Annotated in this window: 20 protein-coding genes; 4 read left to right on the forward strand and 16 right to left on the reverse strand. The window is 52.8% G+C overall.

All coding sequences use genetic code 11. From position 1 onward, the window contains the following. Positions 1–15: 15 nt before the first annotated feature. The 10 genes from H8S44_RS11170 to rfbB are packed head-to-tail and all read right to left on the reverse strand — an operon-like array spanning position 16 to position 11588. Positions 16–1743 carry a hypothetical protein gene (locus H8S44_RS11170; RefSeq protein WP_186872431.1) on the reverse strand — a complete coding sequence of 576 codons (1728 nt, stop codon included), beginning with the start codon at positions 1741–1743 and terminating at the stop codon, positions 16–18. A 5-nt stretch (positions 1744–1748) separates the two neighbouring features. Next, positions 1749–2705, reverse strand: coding sequence for a glycosyltransferase family 2 protein (locus H8S44_RS11175; protein ID WP_186872430.1), 957 nt, complete (start codon positions 2703–2705; stop codon positions 1749–1751). Positions 2706–2721: 16 nt separating this feature from the next. After that, positions 2722–4656 (reverse strand): DUF6020 family protein, encoded by a 1935-nt coding sequence (locus H8S44_RS11180; protein WP_186872429.1) that lies wholly within the window; start codon positions 4654–4656, stop codon positions 2722–2724. Between the two features lie 18 nt (positions 4657–4674). Further along, a complete protein-coding gene (locus H8S44_RS11185) occupies positions 4675–6654 on the reverse strand; it encodes a glycosyltransferase family 2 protein (protein WP_243167577.1) in 1980 nt (659 codons plus the stop codon). A 15-nt stretch (positions 6655–6669) separates the two neighbouring features. Then, the gene (locus H8S44_RS11190) at positions 6670–7416 is read right to left on the reverse strand and encodes an ABC transporter ATP-binding protein (RefSeq protein WP_186872428.1); all 747 of its coding nucleotides are present in this window, start codon (positions 7414–7416) and stop codon (positions 6670–6672) included. A 9-nt stretch (positions 7417–7425) separates the two neighbouring features. Next, on the reverse strand, positions 7426–8214 hold the full coding sequence (locus H8S44_RS11195; RefSeq protein WP_330593475.1) for an ABC transporter permease: 789 nt from the start codon (positions 8212–8214) through the stop codon (positions 7426–7428). Further along, positions 8201–9022, reverse strand: a complete 822-nt coding sequence (locus H8S44_RS11200; protein ID WP_186872427.1) for a hypothetical protein — start codon at positions 9020–9022, stop codon at positions 8201–8203. Before H8S44_RS11200 ends, H8S44_RS11195 begins: the two co-directional genes overlap by 14 nt. Position 9023: 1 nt before the next feature. Beyond that, complete coding sequence (gene rfbC / locus H8S44_RS11205; protein ID WP_178038473.1) at positions 9024–9575, reverse strand: dTDP-4-dehydrorhamnose 3,5-epimerase; 552 nt, start codon at positions 9573–9575, stop codon at positions 9024–9026. Between the two features lie 34 nt (positions 9576–9609). After that, on the reverse strand, positions 9610–10479 hold the full coding sequence (gene rfbA / locus H8S44_RS11210; RefSeq protein ID WP_186872426.1) for a glucose-1-phosphate thymidylyltransferase RfbA: 870 nt from the start codon (positions 10477–10479) through the stop codon (positions 9610–9612). A gap of 26 nt (positions 10480–10505) precedes the next feature. Continuing rightward, a complete protein-coding gene (rfbB, locus tag H8S44_RS11215; protein ID WP_186872425.1) occupies positions 10506–11588 on the reverse strand; it encodes a dTDP-glucose 4,6-dehydratase in 1083 nt (360 codons plus the stop codon). A 197-nt stretch (positions 11589–11785) separates the two neighbouring features. Here rfbB and H8S44_RS11220 point away from each other — a divergent pair, with 197 nt between their 5' ends. Together H8S44_RS11220 and H8S44_RS16605 are read left to right on the forward strand one after the other, a co-directional pair. After that, the gene (locus H8S44_RS11220) at positions 11786–12901 is read left to right on the forward strand and encodes a DUF6056 family protein (protein ID WP_186872424.1); all 1116 of its coding nucleotides are present in this window, start codon (positions 11786–11788) and stop codon (positions 12899–12901) included. A 264-nt stretch (positions 12902–13165) separates the two neighbouring features. Further along, a complete protein-coding gene (locus tag H8S44_RS16605; RefSeq protein ID WP_279288096.1) occupies positions 13166–13297 on the forward strand; it encodes a hypothetical protein in 132 nt (43 codons plus the stop codon). Positions 13298–13306: 9 nt separating this feature from the next. On the opposite strand, the gene H8S44_RS11225 is transcribed toward H8S44_RS16605, so the two are convergent. The 6 genes from H8S44_RS11225 to H8S44_RS11250 are packed head-to-tail and all read right to left on the reverse strand — an operon-like array spanning position 13307 to position 22925. Then, positions 13307–15496 (reverse strand): hypothetical protein, encoded by a 2190-nt coding sequence (locus tag H8S44_RS11225; protein ID WP_186872423.1) that lies wholly within the window; start codon positions 15494–15496, stop codon positions 13307–13309. After that, positions 15493–16980: a glycosyltransferase family 39 protein gene (locus tag H8S44_RS11230; protein WP_186872422.1), complete on the reverse strand. Its 1488-nt coding sequence runs from the start codon at positions 16978–16980 to the stop codon at positions 15493–15495. Before H8S44_RS11230 ends, H8S44_RS11225 begins: the two co-directional genes overlap by 4 nt. Continuing rightward, complete coding sequence (locus H8S44_RS11235) at positions 16977–18557, reverse strand: hypothetical protein (protein WP_186872421.1); 1581 nt, start codon at positions 18555–18557, stop codon at positions 16977–16979. The genes H8S44_RS11230 and H8S44_RS11235 overlap by 4 nt, the downstream gene beginning before the upstream one ends. 18 nt (positions 18558–18575) lie before the next feature. Beyond that, the gene (locus H8S44_RS11240; RefSeq protein WP_186872420.1) at positions 18576–20486 is read right to left on the reverse strand and encodes a CotH kinase family protein; all 1911 of its coding nucleotides are present in this window, start codon (positions 20484–20486) and stop codon (positions 18576–18578) included. Continuing rightward, positions 20483–21712: an O-antigen ligase family protein gene (locus tag H8S44_RS11245; RefSeq protein WP_186872419.1), complete on the reverse strand. Its 1230-nt coding sequence runs from the start codon at positions 21710–21712 to the stop codon at positions 20483–20485. Before H8S44_RS11245 ends, H8S44_RS11240 begins: the two co-directional genes overlap by 4 nt. A 31-nt stretch (positions 21713–21743) precedes the next feature. Continuing rightward, positions 21744–22925, reverse strand: coding sequence for an O-antigen ligase family protein (locus H8S44_RS11250; RefSeq protein WP_186872418.1), 1182 nt, complete (start codon positions 22923–22925; stop codon positions 21744–21746). Positions 22926–23064: 139 nt separating this feature from the next. On the opposite strand from H8S44_RS11250, the gene H8S44_RS11255 reads away from it, so the two are divergent. Both H8S44_RS11255 and H8S44_RS11260 read left to right on the forward strand, forming a co-directional pair. After that, positions 23065–24486: a sugar transferase gene (locus tag H8S44_RS11255; RefSeq protein WP_186872417.1), complete on the forward strand. Its 1422-nt coding sequence runs from the start codon at positions 23065–23067 to the stop codon at positions 24484–24486. A 20-nt stretch (positions 24487–24506) separates the two neighbouring features. Next, positions 24507–24824: a DUF1622 domain-containing protein gene (locus H8S44_RS11260; RefSeq protein ID WP_408609386.1), complete on the forward strand. Its 318-nt coding sequence runs from the start codon at positions 24507–24509 to the stop codon at positions 24822–24824. Positions 24825–24839 lie beyond the last annotated feature (15 nt).

The following is a 24839-nucleotide window of genomic DNA, read 5'->3' on the forward strand; positions in this document are numbered from 1 at the left end:
CTGCCGGTCCTCTATCTACTTTTCTGCCACCTGATACAAGTAATACAACCTTCCGCCTGTCTCTCTGGTTTCCGCCAGTATCAGTTCCCGATCCGGGTACTTCCCTGTGAAATAAGACTCCAGGAAACCGGGATCCGCCACATCGCGCACCACCAGATAGGCATGCGGGTTCTCCAGAAGCGTCTGCTCCACGGACTGGATATCAAGGGCCTCAAACCGCTCCGTATCCAGCGGAGAGGTGGTGTACCAGTCTCCCAGGGTCAGGCAGCGGTTCAGGCGGAAGTCTCCCTTCGCCGTCACAACCGCGCCGCCCACGGGCTCCGCCATATAGGTTTCGATAAAATACAGACTTTCTGTGTCTGCCTTACATTCATTCTTAAACTGCTGGAAGCTGGCGTCCATGGAAAGCTTCTCCCGGTTGCTCTGGATAGAATCCTTCCACTGCCAGAGCCCGGCTGCCATGAGAACCAGGCCCAGCGCTGCGCCGCTCCGGGCAAATACCTTCTTTTTCCGGCTCTCATCCGCCAGACCCTGCCACAGCTCCACGCAGAAGCCTGCTCCGCCGCCCAGGGTTACCAGGTGCATGGAGATGGCCACCCGCTCGGGCAATCGTCCCAGGAAGCCCAGCGCCAGCCAGAGGAAGCCCTCTGCCGCCACGAAAAGCAGAATGGGAAGCAGACGCTCCTTTCGATGCCGCGCCGCCAGAAAAAGGGCCGCCGCCAGGACCAGAACTGCCGGGATACTGACGGTTCCGTAGGACAAATCCCTCATCTGCCCCGCCGTCAGAATCACGCCATTCTTCAGCCGGGCTTTCATCCCCGTCTGCCGGCTGCTCTGAAGCTTCGCCTCGGCGCTTAAGCTTTCCATCCGCTCCGTGTCCATGCCGTCCACCAGATACAGGGCGTAGTGGCGCAGATTCCGCACCTCTGCATCACTTAAGCCCTCTTCTTCAAAGAAAACGGGATCCGCCTCATAGGAAGGCACCCCGTAATAATCATACACATCCGAGCGGGCTGTCTGGAACTGCTGAAACTCAGCCCACTGCGTGCCACTGTAGGCTAGCTTCTCCGTCACAAACAGACCGCCCACGCAGGCAAAAACCAGCACAGGCAGGAGCATCTGGGGCCACGCAAACTGAAGATGTCCTCCCTGTCTCTTCACCGTCTTCCACAGAAAGCCGATCCCAAAGCCCGGAAGCGCCATAAAGAATACATCGTAACGGATGCCGTAGGTCAGCACCAGTAAAAGCCAGATCAGGATCTGTTCTGTGACTGACAGTGCTTTTTCTGTTCCCGCCGACAGGTACAGATATAAGGCCGCCGTAGCCAGGGCCGCCGCGCTGATGGTCCATTCAAACTGAGCCGCATGAAAGACCAGGGCCGTCAGGAACAGTCCCAGGGCGCAGACACTGTAGCAGAGCTTTGCCTTTTTGCTCCAGTCCGCCGCCAGCCCCCGGTACAGTACCGCTGCCAACGCCAGAAACAGGGCTCCCGCCAGAAAGAAGCCATACCAGTCTACCTGACTGTTTAAGAGATAGCACCGGCTGATGAGCCAGCCCAGCCCATACTGCATGAAGATCAGATGTCCGTCCGGCGTCCCCGTAAAGGCTCCGGAGGCGATATCCCGCATAATCACATCATCCGCAATGGCATAGACAAAGCCCATGGTCCGGTACACCAGAAATCCACAGATAAACGCAAGAAGAACAGACGCCGCCAATGCTGCGCCTGTTCTCTTTTCCATACCTCTCATGCTCCACGCTCCCCGTCTTTCAGAAGCTCCTGATACCGCTCATGGGCCGCAATCAGCTGCATCTCGAAATCCTGCTTGTTCTTCTGCTCCATGCTTTGCAGTACCAGTCCCGCAAAAAGAGACTGCAAGGCTGCAATCAGTACAAAACCGCAGACAATCAGGGTCGGGAAACGGGGCACCAGTCCGGTCTGCCAGTATTCGGTCAGAATCGGAATCAGGAATGCCACCCCCAGCACTGCCAGGATGGCTGACAGCAGGGAGAAAAAGCCCAGGGGCTTGTAATTTTTATAAAGATTCATGATACGGGTCAGCACCTTGAAGCCGTCGGAAAAGGTATTCAGCTTAGATACACTTCCTTCAGGACGATCCCGGTATTCGATGATCACGTGATCCACCTGCATGTGCTTGTCCGCCGCATGGATACTCATCTCGGTCTCGATCTCAAAACCGTGGGACAGCACCGGGAAGGTCTTCACAAACTGATAACTGAAGGCCCGGTATCCGGTCATGATATCCTGGATATTCGTATCAAAAAAGCGGTTGATGCAGTTTTTCACAAAGGAATTTCCGAAATTATGAAAGGGACGCTTATTTTCCGTGTAATAGGTGGAAGAAAGCCGGTCGCCCACCACCATGTCGGACTGCTGCTCTACCACCTTTTTCACCATTTCCGGAGCCGCCTCCGCCGGATAGGTATCGTCGCCGTCCACCATCAGATACACTTCCGCGTCGATCTCCCGGAACATCCGCCGGATCACGTTACCCTTGCCCTGCTGATACTCATGACGTACCACTGCGCCGGCCTCCTGGGCCAGCTCCGCCGTTCCGTCTGTGGAATTATTGTCGTAGACATAGACCACTGCCTCCGGCAGAACCCGTCTGAAGTCCTCCACCACTTTTTTTACGGTTTTACTCTCATTATAGCAGGGAACCAGTACTGCTATCTTGTCCATAGCGACATCCTCCGTCTTATTTATCCATTTCTTCGCAGGCTGTAGACCTGTCTTTCTGCTCCATTCCGCTTTCCGGCTGTGTCTCCGGCCGTTTCTGTCTGTATACGCACCAGCCCAGGTACAACATCAGAGGCGCGCAGGCGATGAATGGATAATGATACCGCATCTTCACCACCGGTCCCAGCAGATTCGTCAGGAAATAGCCCGTAAAGGGGGCCATCACAATCAGCCTCTTCCACTGCCGTCCGTACAGCAGCAGCAGCATGATAAACAGCCACAGCCAGGTATAGACGCCCAGATTAAACGTCGCGGCAATTACCGGAACTTTCTGGAAAGAAGCTTCATTTCCGATTTTTCTATAAAATTCTGAAAGGGCCGGAAGCCTGGACTCCATGGTCACGTCCACGTCCTCCCGGAACTCCTTGCAGTCATATTCAAAGTAATCCTTTCCCCGGTCGGTCTCCTCGATGGAGTTACCCGGATACCAGTATCCGAAGGTTCCCGCCAGGAAAGAGTCGATGTACATTTTCTTGTGGGACATTCCCACACTGATCCAGGTCTTCAGGAACGGCATGGGATTCTCCGCGAATTCGCTTCCGTGGAAGTAAGCCTTCACCGGATCGGCGAACCGGGACATATAGCTATTCAGGCCCTCCTCGTCTATCATGGAAAGAATGCCCTCTTTCTGCTCCCCGGTCAGACCGCTCTGGTCCAGGTTATAAACCCGGGCAGCAGACTGCATCAGTACGCTGCACATCTCCCTGGCGTCGCCAGGCGTAATCCCCAGGGCGCTGTAGACCGGTCCGGTGTAAATGCCGTAGAGGCCCAGACAAATCACGCAGAGCAGTAACATCTTCTTCCAGTATCTGCGGAACGCCCACAGCAGGAAAGGAATACAGAATAAAAAGGTATGAAATCCGTTATTTCGGAAGGCAAATAAGAAAAAGACATTGACGCAGAAGAAAAGCTGTCTGCGCCGGGAGGCGAAAAAGACCTCCGGATATTCTGCCATCCGTAAAAGCTGTACCACAAACACCGCAAAGATCGCGGTAAAAATCGAATCCTTGGTGGCGCACAGGGCCATCAGGCTGTTTACGGGATGGAACCCCAGGAATAAAAGCGCGCCAATCCACAGCCATTTCGGCGCTTTTTTCTGCCGCAGGTACAGGCAGACGTCCGCATATAGCGCGGACATGAGCACCATCTGAAGCAGGGAGTATAAAAGCGCTCCGGTCTGGTTGGAACCGGTCATGGCCCGTCCAAGCTCCCTCGTCAGCCACAGCATGGCTGTATGAAGAACCGGATGGTGAGCCGTCCATACGTCATCGGCCACCGCCGCCAGCTGCCAGCCGCAGTCATAGGAGAAAATTCCCGGCCAGGAGGCCAGAAGTACCGGAACCCAGGACAGGAACAGAGCCGCAAAGCAGAACCAGTAGAACTTTCGTACCGGGAAGCTGTAGGCGATGAAATAGGCCGTCGGGCCGTCTGCCTGGCTGATATGCGCGCCGGTCAGCTTTGTGGTGCTCTGCGCTGCCTTCCGCTCAGCCTTCCCCTGCTTTTCGCTACCCTTTTTCATGTTCTCCGGCAATCCCGCCAGCGTCCTTAACCCTGCGCTCACGCAGATGGTAAAAAACGGACTTAAGGCTGCAAAAGCCGGAAGCACCTGGGGATTCCAGATGGTATCCGTATAATTCAGGGAAAACCCCCAGCTCGTTAACGCAGCGAACAGAACACCGCCCACCGCGCCATAGGCCAGAAGCCTTCCGTTTACCGGCTTTTTCAGAAACTGCGCGCCCACATAGGAAAACGCGCCGAACATCAGCACAGCCGTCACACTGTTGGACAGCATGGTACTCTCCCCGCGGATCTGATACAGAAAATTGATCCCGCACAGGGCCAGAAAGGCCGCAAGCACCGCTATGCTGTTCCGTGTGATCTGCTGTTTTCTCAACGTAATCTCCCGATCCTTCTATTTAATCGTATAATCCGAATAATCCAGTGAAAAGTTCGGGTTGAAATAGGGATCGCCCGCATCCAGATCCGCCTTCCACTTATTGCGGAACAGGTCTACCTCCTGCTGGAAGCGTTTCTGCTTCTCGCCCTCTTCCATACCACGGGTCTTGGACTCGTAATGGTACAGCTCCGCAAAGGGCGTAAATACATTCAGATATCCCGCGTGACGAAGTTTCAGGCAGAAATCCACATCATTGAAGGCTACCCGGAATTCTTCATCCAGGCCTCCCACCTCGTCGTACTGGGCGCGGCTGACCAGAAGGCAGGCACCGGTCACTGCCGTCACATCCTGGGCGTAGCACAGACGTCCCATATAACCCAGATGCATCTTGTCATCCTTATAATGGGTGTGTCCTGCCGCCCGGTGAGCGCCAAGACCGATGACAATGCCTGCGTGCTGAATGGTATTGTCCGCATAGTAAAGCTTACCGCCGACTGCAGCCACATCCGGCCGCTGGGCGTACATCAGAAGCTCCTCCATCCAGTCTCTGGTGATGATCTTCATATCATTGTTCAGGAGCAGCACATACTTGCCGTTGGTAAAGCTTACGCCGAAATTGTTGATTTTGGCATAATTAAATTCGCCCTCGTACCTGACAATCCGAATCTTTGGATTGTGCTCCAGGGCCTTGTAGTAATCAAAAATTTCTTTTGTCTCGCTGTTATTCTCCACAATGACAATCTCGTAATTCTCATAGGTGGACTTATTTACGATGGACTCCACGCAGCGGGACAGATCCTCCATATGATCCTTATTGGGGATCACGATGGAGATTAACGGCCGCTCCAGAAGCGGATAACGAATCCGGAAAATAGTCGGGAACGCACGGGTACTCTCCACCTTTGCGTCCATGCCATATACGTCCATGATGTGATCATGGACCGCACGCTTGGCTGCATCCACCGCGTAGGTTTTCGCATTGATATCCTGGGCCACGCTGGCCTTATGGGAACGCCAGTAATACAGGGCCTTCGGTACATGATATACCAGCTTTGCCTTGGTAGTCAGACGGAGAATCATGTCGTGATCCTGGCTTCCGTCATACTGGCTCCGGAATACGCCGGTCTCGTCCAGCAGATGTCTGGAAAATGCAGAAAAATGACAGATGTAGTTATTACCGCGCAGGTTGTCGATGGCGAAATCCGGCTTGAAATGCAGCACGATCATGTGGTCGATGCTGTCGCCCTCAAAGGTGATCTCATCGCAGTAGATGTAATCTGCATTTTTCTCATTGATGACCCTGGCGTACTCATAAAGTACAGCCGGATGCAGAATATCGTCGTGATCCAGCAGGGCGATATAATCGCCGGTGGCCATCTTCAGGCACTCGTTGGTATTGCCGGAGATACCCTCGTTATGCTCCAGCACCTGATATTTGATACGCGGGTCCTTCTCTGCGTATTTCTTGCAGATCTCCCCCACATAAGCATGCTCGCTGTCGCTGCCGTCCGCCAGACACAGCTCCCAGTTCCGGTAAGTCTGGGCCTGCACGCAGTCCAGAAGCTCTGTCAGGAACTTCTCCGGCGTATTGTAAAGAGGCGTCAGAATACTGAACTTAATCATCCGGGGAAATACAGTCTCACGCTGGGCTTTCGCTTCCTCCGGACTCGGAAAACTGGCGGTGCCATGGCGTTTCATATTCTTACGCTCCTGAAGCTTACTGCGGACTTTCCGCATAATGCCCGGGATAGAGCCATAGCGTGTCAGACGATCTCTGGTTTTCTCATAGAAATGAAGACCCTTCCGGAGGGGAATCGCCAGCTTCCAGGCAAAGCTGCCCTTGATACGGTCCAGCTTGAAATTCAGCTCCTCGATCTCCTTCTCAGACTCCTCGATTTTACTCACCAGAACCTCTGTTTTCTCCCGTTCTGCCTCGTAGAGTTTTTTGTAATCCATTTGTTCCTGATCCATATTTCGATCCATATTTTGCTCCATAACTTTCCTCGTTGTCTACTCCTTCGCGTCCGGATCCTCGTAGGCGTCGCAGACTTCCTCTGCCTCGCCGATCATCCGCACATGTCCCCGGTCGATCCAGATGGCCTTGTTGCAAATTTCCTTCACCTGCTCGATGCTGTGGGACACGAAAAGTACAGTGGTATTGCGATCCATCATTTCCCGGATACGCTTTTTACATTTATTCTGGAACTGATAATCGCCCACGGACAAGATCTCGTCGATGATCAGAATGTCCGCGTCTACAATGGTCGCGATGGAAAATCCAAGACGGGCCAGCATACCGGACGAAAAATTCTTAATAGGCACGTCCACGAAGCGCTCCAGGCCTGCAAAGGAAATAATATCGTCGAACCGCTCCTCCAGCATCTCCTGGGAATAGCCGATCAACGCCCCGTTCAGGAAGATATTTTCCCGGGCAGTCAGATCGTGGTCGAAGCCCGCTCCCAGCTCAATCATCGGCGCAATGGTTCCCGTGGTTTCCACCATTCCCTTGGTAGGCTTTAAAACGCCCGCTATGATCTTCAGCATGGTACTTTTACCGGAACCGTTCATACCGATCAGACCCACGGAATCGCCTTTACGAATCTCGAAGCTCACATCATTCAGCGCCCAGAACTCCTCATAAAAGAGCTGATGCTTCAGCATCTTAATCACGTATTCCTTGATGCTGTCCACCTTTTCTCTGGAGAGGTTGAAGCACATGGATACGTCTTTGACTTCTATGGCATTTTCTAACTTCATACTGCTCTCCTATATCTTCAGAATAAACTTATCCTGGGACTTCTTAAATACCAGGGAACCAACGACCAACGCAATCACACACCATACGATACTCTGCACATGGAGAATCCAGGGCGCTGTCACACCGTCCAGCACCACCGCGCGGAAAATCTTGATAAAAGCGGTCAGCGGATTGGCATTGATGATAAAAACTGCCCACTTGGGCGCGCCGTCCAGGATAGACATGGGGTAAATGACCGGCGTCAGATACATCCAGGCCGTGGTTACCACGCTGTAAAGGTGCATCAGATCGCGAAAGCTTACTGCCGCCGCAGATAAAAACAGGCTCACGCCTGTGGAAAACAAAAGTACATATAAAAGCGGAAATACCGCCAGAAGCACCGTAGGGGTTACCCGGGAACGGGTCACCACCATCACGATGACCAGCGCGATCATGGAGGACAGCAGGTTGACACCGCTGGACATGACCTTGGTAATCGGAAACAGATACTTGGGCACGTACACCTTTTTAATCAGCTCGCCGCTGTGGACGATGGAGCCCATGGCGATACTGGTCGATTCATTAAAGAAGTTAAAGATGACCTGGCCGCACAGCAGATATACCGGGAAATTCTCCACATCTCCGTAACGGGAGAAGAAATAGGAAAATACAATAGACAGCACTGTCATCATCAGGAGAGGATTCAGCACCGTCCATAGAAGTCCCAGCACAGAGCGCCGATATTTGGTTTTGATGTCCCTCTTGACCAGCTGATCAATGAGGGCTCTGTATTTAACAAAGACACTAAGCAAGCTCACGGCGGTATCCTTTCTGAATCACACGGTTGATCACGGCAATCAGCACAAAGGCTCCCAGAAATACCATGCCGAAGCGGAAAAAGCTGAAGCACAGCACCTGATCATTGGGCCGCGGTGTGGAGTAGTAAGCGTTATTAAAGATAAACAGTTCGCTGCAAAGAGCCAGATACACGGATGCCAGGAAGGTCAGAAGATTCCCCTTGCCGAAAATCACCTTCATGGGACCCCGGGCGTCGTGCTGCAGTTTCCAGATGCCGGAGGAATAGATATCCTCTGCTTCCACCTTCAGCCGTTTATTCTCTTTTTCCAGGGCATGATTCTCCTTCATGGCAATATCAAGCTTTCCCAAAAGCTGCGCCTTCTCCTTTTCCGAGACACTGTGCTTCTTGATCTCCTGCCAGTATTCCTTTTTATCATTGCCCAGCTCCAGTACCTGGAAGGTCACCTTCGCGGACTTCAGCTTCAGGCACAGGGCCTCATCCACGAAAAACTTCGGATCGTTATGGAGATACACGAAGATGGGATCAAAATCTACATCACTGTTGGTCTTGATCCGCTCCGGCTCAATCTGCTTTGTCTCATCATCCTCATAGGTCAGGGCAATGCCCTCCAGCTTCACCATGCTGCCGTCCTCCAGCAGCGGATCAAACCGAAAGCCGCAGGTGTGCTCAAAGCCTGTCAGATCGAAGTCCAGAGTCACCGTCTCACCGAGGGCGCAGATATAGGGCACCGTCAGAGAATCCTCCGGACGGAAATCCTTTCCTGTATCAATAAATACCTCTGCTGTCAGCTGTACGCTCTCACTCATCTTACTTTTTCAACTCCTTAATTCCGCCCCATTTCTGATCTTTCTCAGAAATCGTCAGCTCCATTCCCTCCGGGATCGGCCATTCCACGCCGATATCCGGGTCGCTCCACAGAAGGCCGCCTTCATCGTTCGGATGATAAAAATCGGTACACTTGTACGCAAACTCCGCGTAATCAGACAGCACCAAAAAGCCGTGGGCGAAATTCTTCGGGATGAAGAACTGCTTCTTATTCTCTGCGGAAAGCAGTACACCGTACCACTGTCCGTAGGTGGCGGATCCTTCGCGCAGGTCTACGGCCACATCGAATACTTCGCCGCTTACCACGCGCACGATCTTGTCCTGGGGATGGTTGATCTGGAAATGCAGGCCACGAAGGACTCCCTTCTTGGACGCGGACTGGTTGTCCTGCACAAAGGGCATATCAATGCCTGCTTCCCTGTAATCGTTATAGTTATATGTCTCCATGAAATAACCGCGCTCGTCGCCGAATACGGTCGGAGTAATCACTTTCAGGCCTTCAATCGGACAGGTCTCAACTGTAATCTTTCCCATTTTCATTGTCTCCCTTGTAAGCTATTTGAAAAATTTATAATCCGTTGGCCACATCGATCAGGTACTGACCGTATGCAGTCTTCAGAAGGGGCTGCGCCAGCTTCACCAGCTGCTCCTTGTCGATAAAACCGCGGCGGTACGCGATCTCCTCGATGCAGGAGATATACATGCCCTGACGCTTCTGGAATGCCGCCACGAAATCCGCTGCATCCAGCAGTGCGTCATGGTTACCGGTATCCAGCCATGCGAAGCCCCGTCCCAGGGTTTCCACCCGCAGAGTTCCACGGCGCAGATATTCGTTATTGATGCTGGTGATCTCGATCTCTCCGCGTGCGGAGGGTTTTACATTCTTGGCGATCTCTACCACATCATTGTCGTAGAAATACAGACCCGGAACCGCGTAGTTGGACTTGGGGTTCTCCGGCTTCTCTTCGATGGAAAGGGCCTTGCCCTCCTGGTCGAACTCTACCACGCCATACTCCCGGGGATCCTTTACATAGTAACCGAAGATGGTGGCACCGGTCTCGCGCTCCGCCGCGCTCTTCAGCACCTTGGAGAAGCTCTGTCCGTAAAAGATATTGTCTCCCAGAACCAGGGCTACCCGATCGTCACCGATGAATTTCTCACCGATAATGAATGCGTCAGCCAGTCCTCTGGGGCTCTCCTGTACGGCGTAGCTCATCTTCATGCCCAGCTGGGAACCGTCGCCCAGAAGCTCCTCAAAGATAGGCAGATCCCGGGGGGTGGAGATAATCAACACCTCGCGGATGCCTGCCAGCATCAGGGTGGACAGCGGATAATAGATCATCGGCTTGTCATATACCGGCATAATCTGCTTGGAAATCGCCTTTGTCAGCGGATAAAGTCTTGTCCCGGAACCTCCGGCCAGAATAATTCCCTTCATTTGTACTCTCCTATCTGTTCAGTTTCTTATTTATTCTTATACATTTCTTCGTAATATTTCTGATAGTCGCCGCTGGTCACGTTCTTCATCCAGTCTTCATGCTCAAAGAACCACTGGATGGTCAGACGGATGCCGTCCTTGAACATGGTCTCCGGATACCAGCCGATCTCTTCCTTGATTTTGTCCGGGGCGATGGCGTAACGGCGGTCATGGCCCTTACGGTCTGTCACGTAGGTGATCAGATCCTTGCTTACCAGCTTCTTTCTCGGATCCTCATCCGGCAGCATCTCCTGCAGAGTCTCCAGAATGATGTTGATGATCTCGATATTCTGCTTCTCGTTATGTCCGCCAATATTATAGCGCTCGCCCAGACGTCCGTTCTCCTGTACCATGTCGATGGCTTTGGCATGATCGTCCACATACAGCCAGTCACGGACATTCTTGCCGTCGCCGTATACCGGAAGCTTCTTGCCCTGCAGCGCATTGTTGATGATCAGCGGAATCAGCTTCTCCGGGAACTGGAAGGGACCGTAGTTATTACTGCAGTTGGTGATATTCATGGGGAAGCGGTAGGTATCCCAGTATGCCTTTACCAGCATATCAGAGGAAGCCTTGCTTGCGGAGTAGGGGCTGTGCGGATCGATAGGAGTGGTCTCATAGAAATAAGTATCTCCCTCTTCCAGAGATCCGTATACCTCGTCTGTGGATACATGCAGGAATTTCTTGTCTGCCTTGAAGGTGCCATCCGGAAGCTCCCATGCTTTCTTTGCCGCGTTCAGCATCACCAGGGTACCCAGTACGTTGGTCTCCACGAAGATCTCCGGGTTCACGATACTGCGGTCCACATGGCTCTCTGCCGCGAAATGAACCACGCGGTCGATGTCATTTTCCGCAAAGATCTTTTCGATGGCCTCACGGTCACGGATATCCGCCTTTACAAAGGTGTAGTTGTCCCGCTCCTCGATGTCCTTTAAGTTCTCCAGGTTGCCTGCGTAGGTCAGAGCGTCCACATTGATGATGCGGATGGCATCGCCGTACTTGCGGAACATGTAGTGGATGTAGTTGGAACCGATGAAGCCGGCTCCTCCGGTTACAAGATAAGTTCTCATGTTAAAAAATCCTCCGATTCTATTTTCTATTCTACATAATTTTTTTCATAGTTGATTGTAGTATAGCATTAAATGGCACAGAGGGCAAGGATTTTACGAGCAATCCTCTCCCTTGACCTGTTCTCACTTTTGCGCTATGATGTTCTCGTTACAGATTTTACCACAGTTCTTATTACAACAGACAAAGGAATTTTATTATGCAAAATACATGGAAAACCAGATATTCTACCCTATCATCCAGGGTCTGTCTTGCGCTGGAGCTTTTATTCATTGCCAGCCTGATTCCTCTTGTTATCATGGGATTTTATAATCATCCCGTAGGAGATGATTTTACCTACGGCATGAAGGCCCATCTCGCCTGGCAGAGTACCCATTCTCTTCTGGCTGTTCTACAGGCTGCCATCGAGACCTCCAAAAGCTTCTGGACTGACTACCAGGGGCCCTTTACCTCCGCCTTTTTTATGGCGCTGCAGCCTGCAGTGATCAGTGAGCGTCTGTATCCCCTTACCACTTTTATCATGCTCGGCTCCCTGATTTTTTCTACCTTTATTTTCTTTCGGGTGCTCCTTCGCGGTTATCTCGGTTTTTCTTCCATTCATTGCCGCATCGTCACCCTGGTTTACCTGCTGGTGTCTATTCAGGTACTCCCAACGCCTTCCGAAGCCTTTTACTGGTACTGTGGAGCCATCCACTATATTTTCATGCACTCCTGTATGCTGCTTTTATTCGCCTGTTGTCTGCAGTTTCTTCTGGAACAGTCTGGGAAACGGTTCTTATTTCTGTTTCTCGCCTGCGCGCTCGGCTTCATCACAGGTGGAGCCAACTTTGTCACAGGACTCTTTACTCTGGTCCTCTTTGGCGTTCTGACTGTGTTCTGCCTGTATTACAGGAAAAAATCAGCCGGCTTTCTGCTGATTCCTTTTCTTTTTTATCTGGGCAGCTTTATTCTGTGCGTTACCGCCCCCGGAAACGCTGTCCGGGAATCCGACGTGGCCTATACCCCAAATGCTTTATCCGCCATCTACGATTCCTTCCAGTACTGTCTGAAATATATGGGTGAATGGAATAATATCTATCTGGTCATTGCGCTTCTTTTTCTGCTGCCCGTCCTGTGGAGCGCAGTTTCCAGGACCCGGATTCCTTTTCCGCTTCCCGGGCTCATTCCTCTGGCCTCCTTCTGTATTCTGTCCAGTATGTACGCGCCCTGTGCCTATGCTCTCGGCACTTCCGTTATCTACGGACGTACCCTGAATATTATTATGCTTACTTATTATATGCTGCTGATTCTGAATCTCACTTACCTGCTCGGCTAGCTCCGTTCCAAGCTTCAGGAACAGGGCAGTTCTCTGTACGATTCCCTGTGTAGCTTCCTGAGTGGCCTGAAGACACGCTACCATCGGATCTTTCTGTCCGGTATCGCCATAAGCGCCATTTTATGCGTCTTTTTCGCCTATCACCAGAACCTGACCACCAAGTCTGCCGTTCACGATCTGAAAAAGGGTTATGCCCAGTCCTACCATCAGGAGGTTCTTCATCGCATCGCCCTTCTCACCACACCCGATGCAGACGAGATCTGGGTGCCCAATTATTCCGTACGTCCTTACCTTCTCGATCTGGAGGATCTGAATACCGATCCCCAGCACTGGCGGAACCAGGCTACTGCGGACTGGTATGGCAAGAAGAGCGTACACCTTTCCATCGTATATTAACCTCTGTACCTAACATCGTTTTTTTGGCAGCCTATTCCGCCGCCTCAGAACCACCACGCCGCTCAGGGACAGCAGGCTGACCAGCTCAGACGCCCGCCAGTACCAGGGCTCCCGGAATCTCATTTCCACGGTGCCCACGTATCCGGCAGGCAGGACGATGGCCGTCATGCCCGTTTCTGTACGCATCATGGGAAACTGCTCTCCTGTGGCCGTATCCCGGGCTTCATAGCCCCGGTAAAGCAGGAGGGGAACCTCCAGCATACTTTCTTTGTCCAGGGTATTTTCGCAGGTGACCGTTATATCCAGACAGCCCTTTTCCCAGCTTCCGATCTGAATGCCCTCCCCCAGGGGTTCCTGGGGATGAAAGGCGTTTTCCGCAAACTCCACGTCCGAGGGCAGATACTCGCCGCCGGACACATAGTAGACGGCGTCCCGCTCCTCATAGCAGCTCTCTATCTCCCGTTCCTGCAAAAAGGTGGCCGCCGTATACCCGGTGCCCGCCAGGGTTCCGGCCACCAGCAGGGTCATGGAGAGCAGGGCCGCTTTTCTGCCCCACTGCCGTTTCACGAAAAGCACCGCGGCGCAGCTGCCGAACACCAGTAGCACGGTGGCGAAACCGGTCAGCCGCCAGGGGAACTGAATGGTAGTCAGCACGGAAAGGGCCGTCTCCTTCAGCTTCACCCAGGGAATCAGATCTGTAGTCATCAAAAGGGCCGCCATCGCCAAAATCAGGCAGCTTCCTGCCAGACAACGGAGACTGCGTTCCTCCTTTTTCCATTTTCCCATCACAAGCACCACGGCCATCAGCACCAGACCCAGAATCAATCCCAGGCCAATGCGGGCCGGAAGGGAATTGGGCGCGGCGTCCCACCGCACAAAGGGCGTAAAAAGCTGTCCCAGGGGAATGGTGCAGTTCAGCAGACTGTCCTCCTGGAGAACTGTATTGGCCGCCACATGCTCCCGCAGCATGTAGTCCCCAAAGGGCACCAGGAACCACAGATTTATAAGTACCGTACCCACAGCCGCCTTGCAAAGGGCCAGAAACCGCTCCTTCTGAAAGATCCTGCGGATAAAAATCACGCAGACCAGCACTGAGAAAAGTCCCGCGAATTCGCAGGAAATCACATGGGTCTCTATGAGACCGGTAAAACCTGCCAGCAGGGGCAGCCACGGTTTCTTTCCTTCCTTTTCCCCGGACAGGATACACCAGAAGCCATAGACCACCAATGGCAGGAATATCATGGCACAGTATTCGCCCACCGCGTTTCGCACATACACATTGGCGAACCGGTACAGGGACAGGGTGTAAAGGGCGCTTCCCGCCGCCGCGATCCGGCGGTCCTTCAGCATTCCTTTCAGGCAGCCGTAGGCCACCAGCAGGGTGAGTCCGCCTACCGCTGCCGTAAAGAGCTTGTATACCGCCTGCACACTGAAGCCCAGAGGCCGCAGAAGGGACGGCAGATATAAAAGAATGTCTCCGTAAAAGATGGAGACCGGATATCCGTAATCATGGAGCCAGAAGGGCTGAATCCGCACCGGAAACTGTCCGCCAAGCAGGGCTCTCCACAGTCCCTCGATCCGCAGGAAATGAAAGCCGCTGTCATGGCCCAGAATCAGATCACGCCGCAGCAATGGAATGCAGGACAGCAGCCACACCGCTCCCAGACCTGCTATCACAAAAAAGCCCTCCCGGTCCTCCCGCCAGAGCTTTCCCATCCGCCCCCGGAGCCAGACTGCCAGAAAGAGCAAACTGCTTCCGAATAGGGCCAGAACCAGATCGTGAACTTTTCCTACCGTCAGCTCCCGGATCTCCACGCCGGACAGGGACAGGCTTCCGCTTCCTTCATAGTCCGCGTACACCTGAAGGTCCTCCACCTTTCCCGACACCCAGACCTGAAAGCTTTCCTCCCGGTCTCCCCGTTCCAGCAGAATTCCGTCGCAGCCCACCCGTTCCGGATACTGTCCGGATTCCGCCGAAAGGAAATGCAGGGTGCTGTCCGCGTCATACTCCACGGTAACCCGGTAGATTCCCCGGTGAAGCTTCTGAGGCTCCCCAAGCGTCAGTCTCTCCCTGTCCTGTTCCGTCCGGCTTACTTCCAGGGTCTCCTGCCATACTTCGTTTTTTCGTCCAAAGGGCAGCAGTGCGCTGCCTGTCAGCAAAACGCTGATGACCGCGCACAGGATCCATTTCTTTTTCATGCTTTCTCATTCCTCTTCTTTTCTGTTCCCTGCAGGCCCACCGACCGCAGCACATCGATCCCCAGCAGAATAAACACCGGCACGAAGTTTACCAGATAGCGGGACCGGGTCTCCCAGAACAATAAAAACGCAAAGATTCCAAACACAGAAAGCTGCAGCAGCACTTCCCGTCTGCAGGCTCCTTTTTTCAGGAAGTTCTTCAAAAAGGACGCCAGAATTCCCAGCATCAGTAATAGCTGATACGCATTGCAGTAACGATAGGTGGAAGCGTAACGGGCTCCGTCATAGAGCACGTAGGCATGAAGCCAGCTTTCTTTCAAGGGCTCCCGTTTCAGCTTCTCCGGCGCAAAATACACGCCGTCTCCCCAGGTGAAAATCTCCTTTTCCTTCAGATGGGTCCACATACCGCTGACGCCGTACTCCTTCAGCTTTTCTTCCACATAGGCCCGATCCACCGCCTGCTTCTCCGCCTTTCCTTCCACGGAAGCCGTCATAAAATACACATCTGCATTATAACCGCCGCTACCGGTGAGGCCCAGGGCCAGCCAGTGCTCCAGAGGGAATTCATTTTTCTCCGCGTCGGAGGCGTCCATGATGGGAAGCATCCGCGGCACCGTAGTAATCAGTCCGGTCACCAGCAAAAAAGGAACCAGAAGCAGCACGCTCTGCTGCCATTTCCGTGTGAGCTTTTCCCTTTCCAGCCATACAAACAAAAGCATGGCCACCAGAAGCACGCCCAGGCTGCCCTTCATCTTGAAGCCGACCGCCGCCAGCACGCCTGCTGCCGCCGCCATCCAGGGCTTCACGTCCCCGTCCGTTTTTCTGCGCCGTTTTACAAAGAGCAGCAGGGTGCCGCTCACAAAGGGCAGCGCAAAGGTATCCGTATAAAAAATAGGCGTGTGCATATAAAAGGGAAGAAACAGCCCCGCCGCCAGCAGGGAAAAGCAGGCCTCCGCCCTTCCGTACAGCTCCTCCGCCAGGGCGTACATGCACAGCAGTCCCAGATCAATCATGAAAATATTCACCAGAACGCCCAGGGTAATATAAGAACACAGGCCTCCGAGCGCCTTGAAAATGGCCCCCAGGAACAGGCAGACCGCCAGGTTATTGGGGTAGGTGGTAAAATACCAGTTACTGTCCCCGGAAAAGAAACCGTCCTCGGCGATTTCCACCGCACCCATATAGACGGAACCGAAATCCCAGCCCGGATAAACCCGCAGCTCCTTTCCCGCATAGCAGAGTCCCGTGCTAATCAGCACAAAAAACACCACGGAAATTCCCGGCAAAAGCCCCGGCCTGTCCTCCAGTCTCTTCAGTATCCGAAAGCAGAGGAACGCGCAGACCAGCAGGGCCACAGCCAGCAGACAGATTTTTTTCGTCTCCTGAAAGGCCGGCACGATCCAGCCCAGCAGAATCGCCCAGCTTAGGGCCGCCCCTGCGGAAAACAGCAGTATTAAGATTCGTTCTGTCTTTCCTGTTCTCATTGGTTTTCTGTCCTTTTCGCCAGATAAATGTGATATTTTCCCCAGTCGTCCACAGGCCCCAGCTCCGAAGCCCCTACGGTCTCCCGGATGTATCCTGTGATCTCCTCATTCAACTGGGAGTCGCCCACCCATACCAGGATCTCGTCCTCGTCCGCAAAGGCTTCCATGCCGGCCTGAATATCGTCGGTGATGGCCGCGTAGGAGATACAGTAAAAGCTTTTATATTCCTTCAGAAGCTGCACCGCTCCATAATATTCCCACCAGTCATACTGCCGGTCAATGTAGACGCAGTATTTGTCCGCGTAGGTCTCCGCCAGCTCCCGGTGCTCCCGGAAATCCGGATACACATAGGAAGGAATATTCCGGCTGAGATTCCACAGGGAGGGAAGAAGAAAGGCCGCCGCGCAGATCCCCACCGCCGCCTCCGGCCGGATCAGCCTGGAAAGAAGCCAGCACAGGCTTCCTGCCGCAATCAGCACCGTAAAGGAAAATACAGGCATCAGATACCGATCGGTCATGTAGGGCGCCACCTTGGTCACCAACAGAAAGTATCCGCAGGTCATGAACAGTACCGGGAACAGCTTTTCCACCTCTTTCCGGGGAAACTGCTTCTTTTTCCACGCATAAACCATAAGAAGCACCGCTGCCGCTGCCAGGAACAGGGGAAGAAAACCGCCGAAGAGCTCGTCGTTAATAATTCCGTACATGATCTTCAGGTTTCCCTTGAAGCCCGCCAGATTCACCAGGTTCTCCCGGGTCTCCTCGCCCCGGTAGTCGTTGAACACATGCTTCCACATGGCCGGGAAGATAGCCAGAGCCGCCACGGCGCTGAGCTCCAGGGTCACATGATAACAGCTTACCTCTTTCCAGTGTTTTTTCACCCACAGCTTCACAAAGTACCAGGCCGCCAGCAGAGCCGCCGCCAGTACAAAGTAGTAATGGGTCAGGGCTCCCGCTGTCAGGCTCAGTCCCAGAAGTACATAGGTCTTTGGGTTCATACGCTCCTGCTCCACAAAATGCAGGTACACATATACATGCACCAGAAGCCAGAAGCTGAACATGGCATACATGCGGATAAAGGCCGCCGTATTGCAGGCCCCGTAGGTCAGGCCGTAAAGAGCCGCCACCGCCAGGGCGATTCCCCGGCTTTTGAAGATTTCGTAAGCATTCAGATACAGGAAGATAGTACAGCCCAGCAGAAAGAAGCAGTTCAGCGCTACCCCCAGAGCCACCGACACCTGTCCCGGCACAAAGGAGGACAGGGTATGTAACAGTACATAGTAAAAGGGCGGATGCACGTCCGCCTCCTGATTCCGGTAGGGAATGGCGTAATCAAAGGCATGTCCCTCGGTCACCGCCGCCTGGGACAGATACCAGTCTTTATCCAGCCACTGGTTCAGAGGCATATCAAAGGCCTGAATCTCCGCGTTATTGGAGGACGTATAGCTGAACAGCTCGTCGCACATCAGGTACTCCTTCTGCTTTCCGTAATGCCACCAGAGGCACAGCTGTACGAGACAGATCACGCACAGAACGCCTGCGGTAATCAGTTTCTTCTTTTTTCCTGCTTCCTTCATAAATGTACTCCTCTGTCTTTATTCCGCGATCCACTTCGCGTAAACTTCCGTATCCTCTGTAATGGGCGCTTCCGCCTCGAAGGGACGGGTACAGGCTTCATCGTAATACCAGCCTGCAAAGACCTTTCCGTCAAAGCTCTCCTCATAGGAGGGGGGCTTCTCCACGGTTTTTCCCCGCTCTACCTGGAAGTAAAAGTTCCGGGAACCGTACTCCGTATAAAAGGTCACGGTGCAGTAATCCAGCCGGTCGATCCAGACCGTATCCAGAAAAGCCAGCCGCTTTTCCAGGAAGTTTTTCAGATACTCCCCATGCTCCTCCAAAGTGTCCCGGTAGATCCGCTGCATACTGGCCGGTTCTCCCAGCCATCTCTGTCTGTTCATTTCCCATGCGTCCCGAATCTGATCCAGATATCCGTCGATCCCCGTCAGAACCATCTCTTCTACCGCAGCCTTTACACAGGACTCATACTCTTCCACCAGTTTTTCCCGGAATATTTCCTGTCGATAAAGTGCTGAAAACCACCGGTTCCGAAATACCTCATCTCCTTTTTCCGGAACGTAAATCCGAATATCCTGATCCACAATCATGCCTTCCGGTTTCCGGATAGACCAGTCTCCGTTCCCCAATGCAAAATCATAATCCCAGACCGGACCGGCATAAATAAGACCTGTTCCGTTTAAATCGCTGTCTTTGTAAATAAAATTGCTGCTGATACCTGCGTCAAAATTTTTCGCGATCTCTTCTATCAGATATTTTTTTGTCCAGGATTCCAAATCCAGATAATCTGCGATTCCTTTTCCGGTATCAGGGTTGATTCCGTTTTCTCCGTAAATTGCATTTTCACATTCCTGCAAAAGCTCAGAAATATAGTCTATCTCCGCTCTGGAAGCATGCTTTGGGCCTTTTAAGTCCACTGCCTGTCCCTGCTCTGTAATAAAGCCGCTGAGTGCGCTTTCGTATCGTCCGTCTATATCCAATTCCATCAGATATCCTCCTGTGATATCGTCCGGATCCCGGACCAGTTCCACGCCCTTCTTCTTTTCTTCCGAGAAAACTTCTTCCATTCCCGTCTTCCGGTTTACCTTTTTATTTTCTTCTTCCAGATCTGCCACATGGACCCGGCTGTCTCCCACCTCGATCTTCTCTGCCAGCTGATACAGCCCTTCATAATATCCGTTTATATACAGATCCACAAATTCTGAATCCGGCGAATAGGAAAGTCCTATTTTTTCTGCCAAATCATACACGATTTTATTCCGTACACCGGAATCATCGTTATAATTTGCAAGCAGTACCCAGGTACTCCCTGCTCCCATATGAAGCAAATCTGTTTTCTTATCCAATTTCAGAGCGTAAGGCTTTTTCTCCCACTCCCAGGTCGCATTTCCTCTTCCCTTTATGTAGCTCAATTTCCCAGCGGCATCTTCTTTTCCTTCTGCGGTCACAATTCTCAGCTTTCCCGGTTCCTTCAGGCTCTGGTCTTCTTTTATTTTTGTTAAATCTTCGTTGTCCGTATCAATATACAGAGCTGCTACCCTGGCGGATTTCTGAACGCTCAGCGAACCGGAGGCCGTCACCCGGTTCTCCGAATCCCGCAGGCAGAAGCTGTATTCTTCCCCGGGACGAAGCTCCTCTCCGGTAAGCCTGATATCCTGCGAAAGTTCCTCTCCGTCCAGTTCCAGACAGTCTCCCTTGTTCAGGCAGAGCCTGTATCCCTGCTCCTCCCCGTAGGAAGGCAGAAATACATAGTACTCCTCCGTGTAAGGATTCTGCCAGCATTCTATTTCCTCTTCTGCGCCGTTTTCCGCCGTCACGCCTACTGCAAACAGGGCATGCTCCTCCGTCCGGATCTCATGTCCTTCCAGCCAGCAGACTGCCCCGGCCAGAAGCACGCTGAAAAACAACGCCTTTCCCCATCGTCTGATCATGCTTGTTCTCTCTTGTTCTTAAAACATACCAGGTAAACCACCAGAAACAGAAGGCCCATCTGGGGGCTCTGCAGGGCGTAGTCCATGTCCAGCAGCACCAGAAGCGCCAGCCACATGCCCGCCGCCAGAAAGCTTTTCGCTTTTCTCACCGAATATACCGCGATACCCAGAAACAGCACCGTAAAACAGATACCCACCGGAACAGAAAACCGAAGCACAGCGTTCAGAAAAATATTGTGGGCATTGGTCACCATCAGATCCAGAGGCTCCGCCACAAAGACTGATTCGCCAAAGCGCAGGCCCCAGCCCTCCGGATGCTTCTTTATCACATCCAGAGCGGAGCGCCAGATATAAACCCGGTTGCCCAGGGTCCAGATATTCCGCTCCTTTAAGATCTCCCAGCCCACGGCGCCACACACAGCCGCCAGCGCCGCAGCCACCGCCAGATACCATTTTTTCAGCTTAAAATCCTTCCATTCTACGCCGTCCAGAGCCGCACCGATGAAGATCAGCAGCACTCCCGCAATGCCCGTCCAGGAATGGGTCAGATACAGACAGAACAGCAGAACCGCCTGACCGGCAAAAAAGGTCCAGAGATTCCGGAACTTTTTCCGATACGCGGTCAGCAGGGCGACAAAAGCCACCAGCATCAGAGCATACTCGCTTTTGTGGCTGTAAATCCAGTAATGGCGGGATTCGTAAAAATCCGCCGGAAGCTCAAAGAATACAAACTGATTATTGCAGATCAGAAGCTTGGTGTAGCCCATGAAATAATATACAATGCTGGCCACATTGGACAGCACGATACAGCCCATCAGGAAACGGATATTGTCGTCGCCCTCTTCATCCCTCTCATCCATAGAAGGCCGGACGCAGGCCAGCACCAGAAAGGTCACAAAAGCCACCGTATTGTTAATCTGCTCCCAGTACCAGTGCAGATATTTGTGGTTAAAATACAGAGAAAACAGGTTATAGGCCGCCAGAACGCCCAGATAGAGCCAGAAGCCCGGCTTTTTCCAGGGGCGCTCCCCGCCTTCTCTCCAGAATCTTACCAGACACAGCACCAGATACAGGGTCAGGCACACGTAGGCCCAGGACCATTTCGCGTAATAGGCACTCTGGTACACGTCCGTATAGGGGCTGTAAAAAGCCGGAAATAAAAGTGAAAATATAAAAAAGCCTTTTAAAAGCCAGGATTCCGGCTTTCTCTTCCTAATTCGTTCCATCGCTGCATCCTTTCTATCCCTTTTATCTTTTCTATCCTTCTTCTCCGGACCTCTTATCAGTTCCCGCCGGAGCCACGCAGACCAGGTAAAGTACAAACAGGAACATTCCCATCTCATAATTCAGCAGACAGTAGTCCATATTCAGCAAAATCAACAGGCCAATCACCAGACCGGTTCCCAGAAAGCTTCTGCTCTTCCACAGGGCGTAGCCCAGAATGGCAAGCATCAGCAGGATAAAGCAGACGCCCACCGGAATGGAAAAACGAAGCAGGGCGTTCAGAAATACATTGTGGGCGTTATTTACCTCCCAGTCTGGCGTGGCATAAAAGAGCCGCTCCCCGAACTGCAGGCCCCAGCCCGCCGGATTCGCCAGGATCTCCTTCCAGGCTCCGGCCCAGATATCTCTCCGGCCGCCCAGGGACAGCACATCTCGCTCCGCCAGGAATACCTTTCCTGCCGCAGCCACCGCCGCCAGAAGCCCAGCGCCCGCCGCCGGATACCATTTCCGGAAATGAAAGCTTTTCCAATCCACGCTGTCCAGGACGCCTCCTGCCAGCACCAGGGCCGCCGCCCCGAAGCCTGTCCAGGAATGGGATAAAAACATGGCCGTCAGGAATACCAGAAGGCTCCCTGCCCACAGAATCCGGGTTTTGAAAAGCTTCCGGTACTTCACCGCCGCCGCCAGAAACAGGGTCAGCATCAGGGCATAGTCGCTCTTGTGGCTATAAAGCCAGTAATGGCGGGCCTCATAGTAGTCCTCAGGCAGCTTTCCGAAGTACAGGTGGTTGTTGCATACCAGAAAACTGGTATAGCCCGCAAAATAATATGCAATACTCAGCACATTGGACAGCACCGCGCAGCCCAGGAAGAATCGAATCAGCTCCTCCCGCTTTCCGTCAAAGCCGTCTTTTTGCAGACAGAGACAGAGGAAAAACAGCACCGCAATGGTGTTATTTACCTGCTCCCCATACCAGTGCTGATAGCGCACATTGAAAAAGAGGGCAAACACATTATACAGAAGCAGGATGCCCGCCAGAGCCAGCGGGAAACGCTCTCCCTTTTTCCATTTCCCCTTCCGGGCGCTGAACAGCAGGTATAACAGCACCGCCCCGTAGGCCGCCGTAAATACCGCGTAATATTCCATTTTATAATCTTCGGAAAAGGTGCTCCAGAATGCCGGAAAAAACAGGCTGAACACCATAAATAATTTCAAACTAATCGTCCTCATCCGCACAGTACTCCCATTTTTCGATCATCTTATTATATACCATGCACTTATCATTTGACAAGCAATCCCAAATCTTTTATGATACCTATAGAGTTTCATTCCTATTATAAATGAGGTAACCATCATGTCAAATATCAGCCAGAAGCAGCGGCTTATTCAAAATTATACCATTCTGGGACTGGAGTGCCTGTGTATCGTGCTTTCCTTTACCCTGGCCGTCCTGACCCGGGGACTGGAGGCCAGCTACCTTTCCTTCTCCAAAACCTATATTACCATGCTGGCGTGTATCCTGTTCTTTCATCTGCTTTCCTACTACCTGTTCGACTGGAATACGAATATCTTCCGCCGTGGGTACTACGTGGAGCTCGTGGCCGTGCTGAAATACAATATCGTCCTGATTCTGTTTCTCAGCTTTTTCCTCTTTGTAACGAAAATGTCTGAGGACTTTTCCCGACTGGTTTTTGTCTATTTCTTCGGCTACAATATTCTGCTGACCTATCTGGGACACCTGGTGCTGAAAAAGTACTTCACCTCTTTCTACCGCACCAGTTCCAGCAGCAATAAGGTCTTCGTCATTACCACTTCGCCCTATGCGGAGTCCCTGCTGAAGAAGTTCTCCTCCTCCACAGAATGGAGCTTCGAGGTCACAGGCATCGCCCTTTTAGACCGGGCGGAGGATGGCGGAGCTGTCCTTGGGATTCCGGTCATCGCCCACGGCGCTGATCTCTTTGAACAGTTCAAGACCCGGGTGGTGGACGAGGTGTTCATCCACCTGCCCGATTACTCTAAGGAGAGCATTGAGGAGCTGATCATCAAGTTTGAGAGCATGGGCATCACGGTCCATGTGAATATCGATTACTTCAATAATGTCATGGCTCACAAGACTACAGAGATCTTCGCCGGCTTTACGGTTCTGTCCTACGAGGCCAGCGTTTTCGACTACCGCCGCCTGTTCATTAAGCGGATCATCGACATCATCGGAGCTCTGGTGGGCCTGGCCATCACCGCCGTCCTGACGCCCTTCATCGCCCTGGCCATCAAGCTGGATTCCAGAGGTCCTGTCTTCTTTGCCCAGAAGCGGGTGGGAAAGAACGGACGGTACTTTAAGCTCTACAAGTTCCGCTCCATGTATGTGGACGCGGAGGCCCGGAAAAAAGAGCTTATGGCCCAGAATGAGATGGACGGGCCCATGTTCAAGGTGGAACATGACCCGCGGATCACCCGGGTGGGAGCCTTCCTGCGGAAAACCAGTCTGGACGAGCTGCCCCAGTTCTACAATATTCTCATCGGCAATATGAGTCTGGTGGGAACCCGCCCCCCCACGGTGGACGAGTTCAACCAGTACGACCTCTACTACCGCCGCCGTCTCAGCATCAAGCCCGGCCTCACCGGCCTGTGGCAGGTCAGCGGACGTAGCGACATCACCGACTTCAAAGAGGTCGTAAAACTGGATCTGGAATATATCGATAACTGGTCCCTGTCCTCTGACATCCGGATACTTCTGATGACGGTCTGGGTGGTTGTGATGAAAAAGGGCGCGCGTTAAAGGAGGAACCTATGCAAGGTCTGGAACTGCTTCATCTGCTTCTGGAAAATATCGTGGATGCCGCGATTCTTCTCTTTGAGTTTATCGGCGTGGGCATCATCATCTTCTCAGGCCTCCGGGGGTTCTGGCATTATCTGCACCGCTCTCCGGAGACGAAGCTGACCCTGGCCCGGGGCCTGGCCATGGGCCTGGAGTTTAAGCTGGGAAGCGAGATTCTGCGAACCGTGGTGGTCCGGGACTGGAAAGAGATCGGAACCGTGGCGGGCATTATCGCCCTGCGGGCGGCGCTGACGTTTTTGATTCACTGGGAGATCAAGGAAGAGGAGAAGGAGGCGTAACGCCCCTTCTCCTCT

The sequence above is a fragment of the Anaerosacchariphilus hominis genome (assembly GCF_014290175.1).
In the GTDB taxonomy this organism is placed as follows: Bacteria; Bacillota; Clostridia; order Lachnospirales; family Lachnospiraceae; genus Laedolimicola; species Laedolimicola hominis.

Coding starts and splice junctions, on each gene's coding strand:
- rfbC (WP_178038473.1), bottom strand. CDS start 9,575: ATGGGAAAGATTACAGTTGAGACCTGTCCGATTGAAGGCCTGAAAGTG.
- H8S44_RS11255 (WP_186872417.1), top strand. CDS start 23,065: ATGTCAAATATCAGCCAGAAGCAGCGGCTTATTCAAAATTATACCATT.
- H8S44_RS11230 (WP_186872422.1), bottom strand. CDS start 16,980: ATGAGAACAGGAAAGACAGAACGAATCTTAATACTGCTGTTTTCCGCA.
- H8S44_RS11220 (WP_186872424.1), top strand. CDS start 11,786: ATGCAAAATACATGGAAAACCAGATATTCTACCCTATCATCCAGGGTC.
- rfbA (WP_186872426.1), bottom strand. CDS start 10,479: ATGAAGGGAATTATTCTGGCCGGAGGTTCCGGGACAAGACTTTATCCG.
- H8S44_RS11200 (WP_186872427.1), bottom strand. CDS start 9,022: ATGAGTGAGAGCGTACAGCTGACAGCAGAGGTATTTATTGATACAGGA.
- H8S44_RS11225 (WP_186872423.1), bottom strand. CDS start 15,496: ATGAAAAAGAAATGGATCCTGTGCGCGGTCATCAGCGTTTTGCTGACA.
- H8S44_RS11175 (WP_186872430.1), bottom strand. CDS start 2,705: ATGGACAAGATAGCAGTACTGGTTCCCTGCTATAATGAGAGTAAAACC.
- H8S44_RS11245 (WP_186872419.1), bottom strand. CDS start 21,712: ATGGAACGAATTAGGAAGAGAAAGCCGGAATCCTGGCTTTTAAAAGGC.
- H8S44_RS11170 (WP_186872431.1), bottom strand. CDS start 1,743: ATGGAAAAGAGAACAGGCGCAGCATTGGCGGCGTCTGTTCTTCTTGCG.
- H8S44_RS11185 (WP_243167577.1), bottom strand. CDS start 6,654: ATGGAGCAAAATATGGATCGAAATATGGATCAGGAACAAATGGATTAC.
- H8S44_RS11235 (WP_186872421.1), bottom strand. CDS start 18,557: ATGAAGGAAGCAGGAAAAAAGAAGAAACTGATTACCGCAGGCGTTCTG.
- H8S44_RS11240 (WP_186872420.1), bottom strand. CDS start 20,486: ATGATCAGACGATGGGGAAAGGCGTTGTTTTTCAGCGTGCTTCTGGCC.
- H8S44_RS11190 (WP_186872428.1), bottom strand. CDS start 7,416: ATGAAGTTAGAAAATGCCATAGAAGTCAAAGACGTATCCATGTGCTTC.
- rfbB (WP_186872425.1), bottom strand. CDS start 11,588: ATGAGAACTTATCTTGTAACCGGAGGAGCCGGCTTCATCGGTTCCAAC.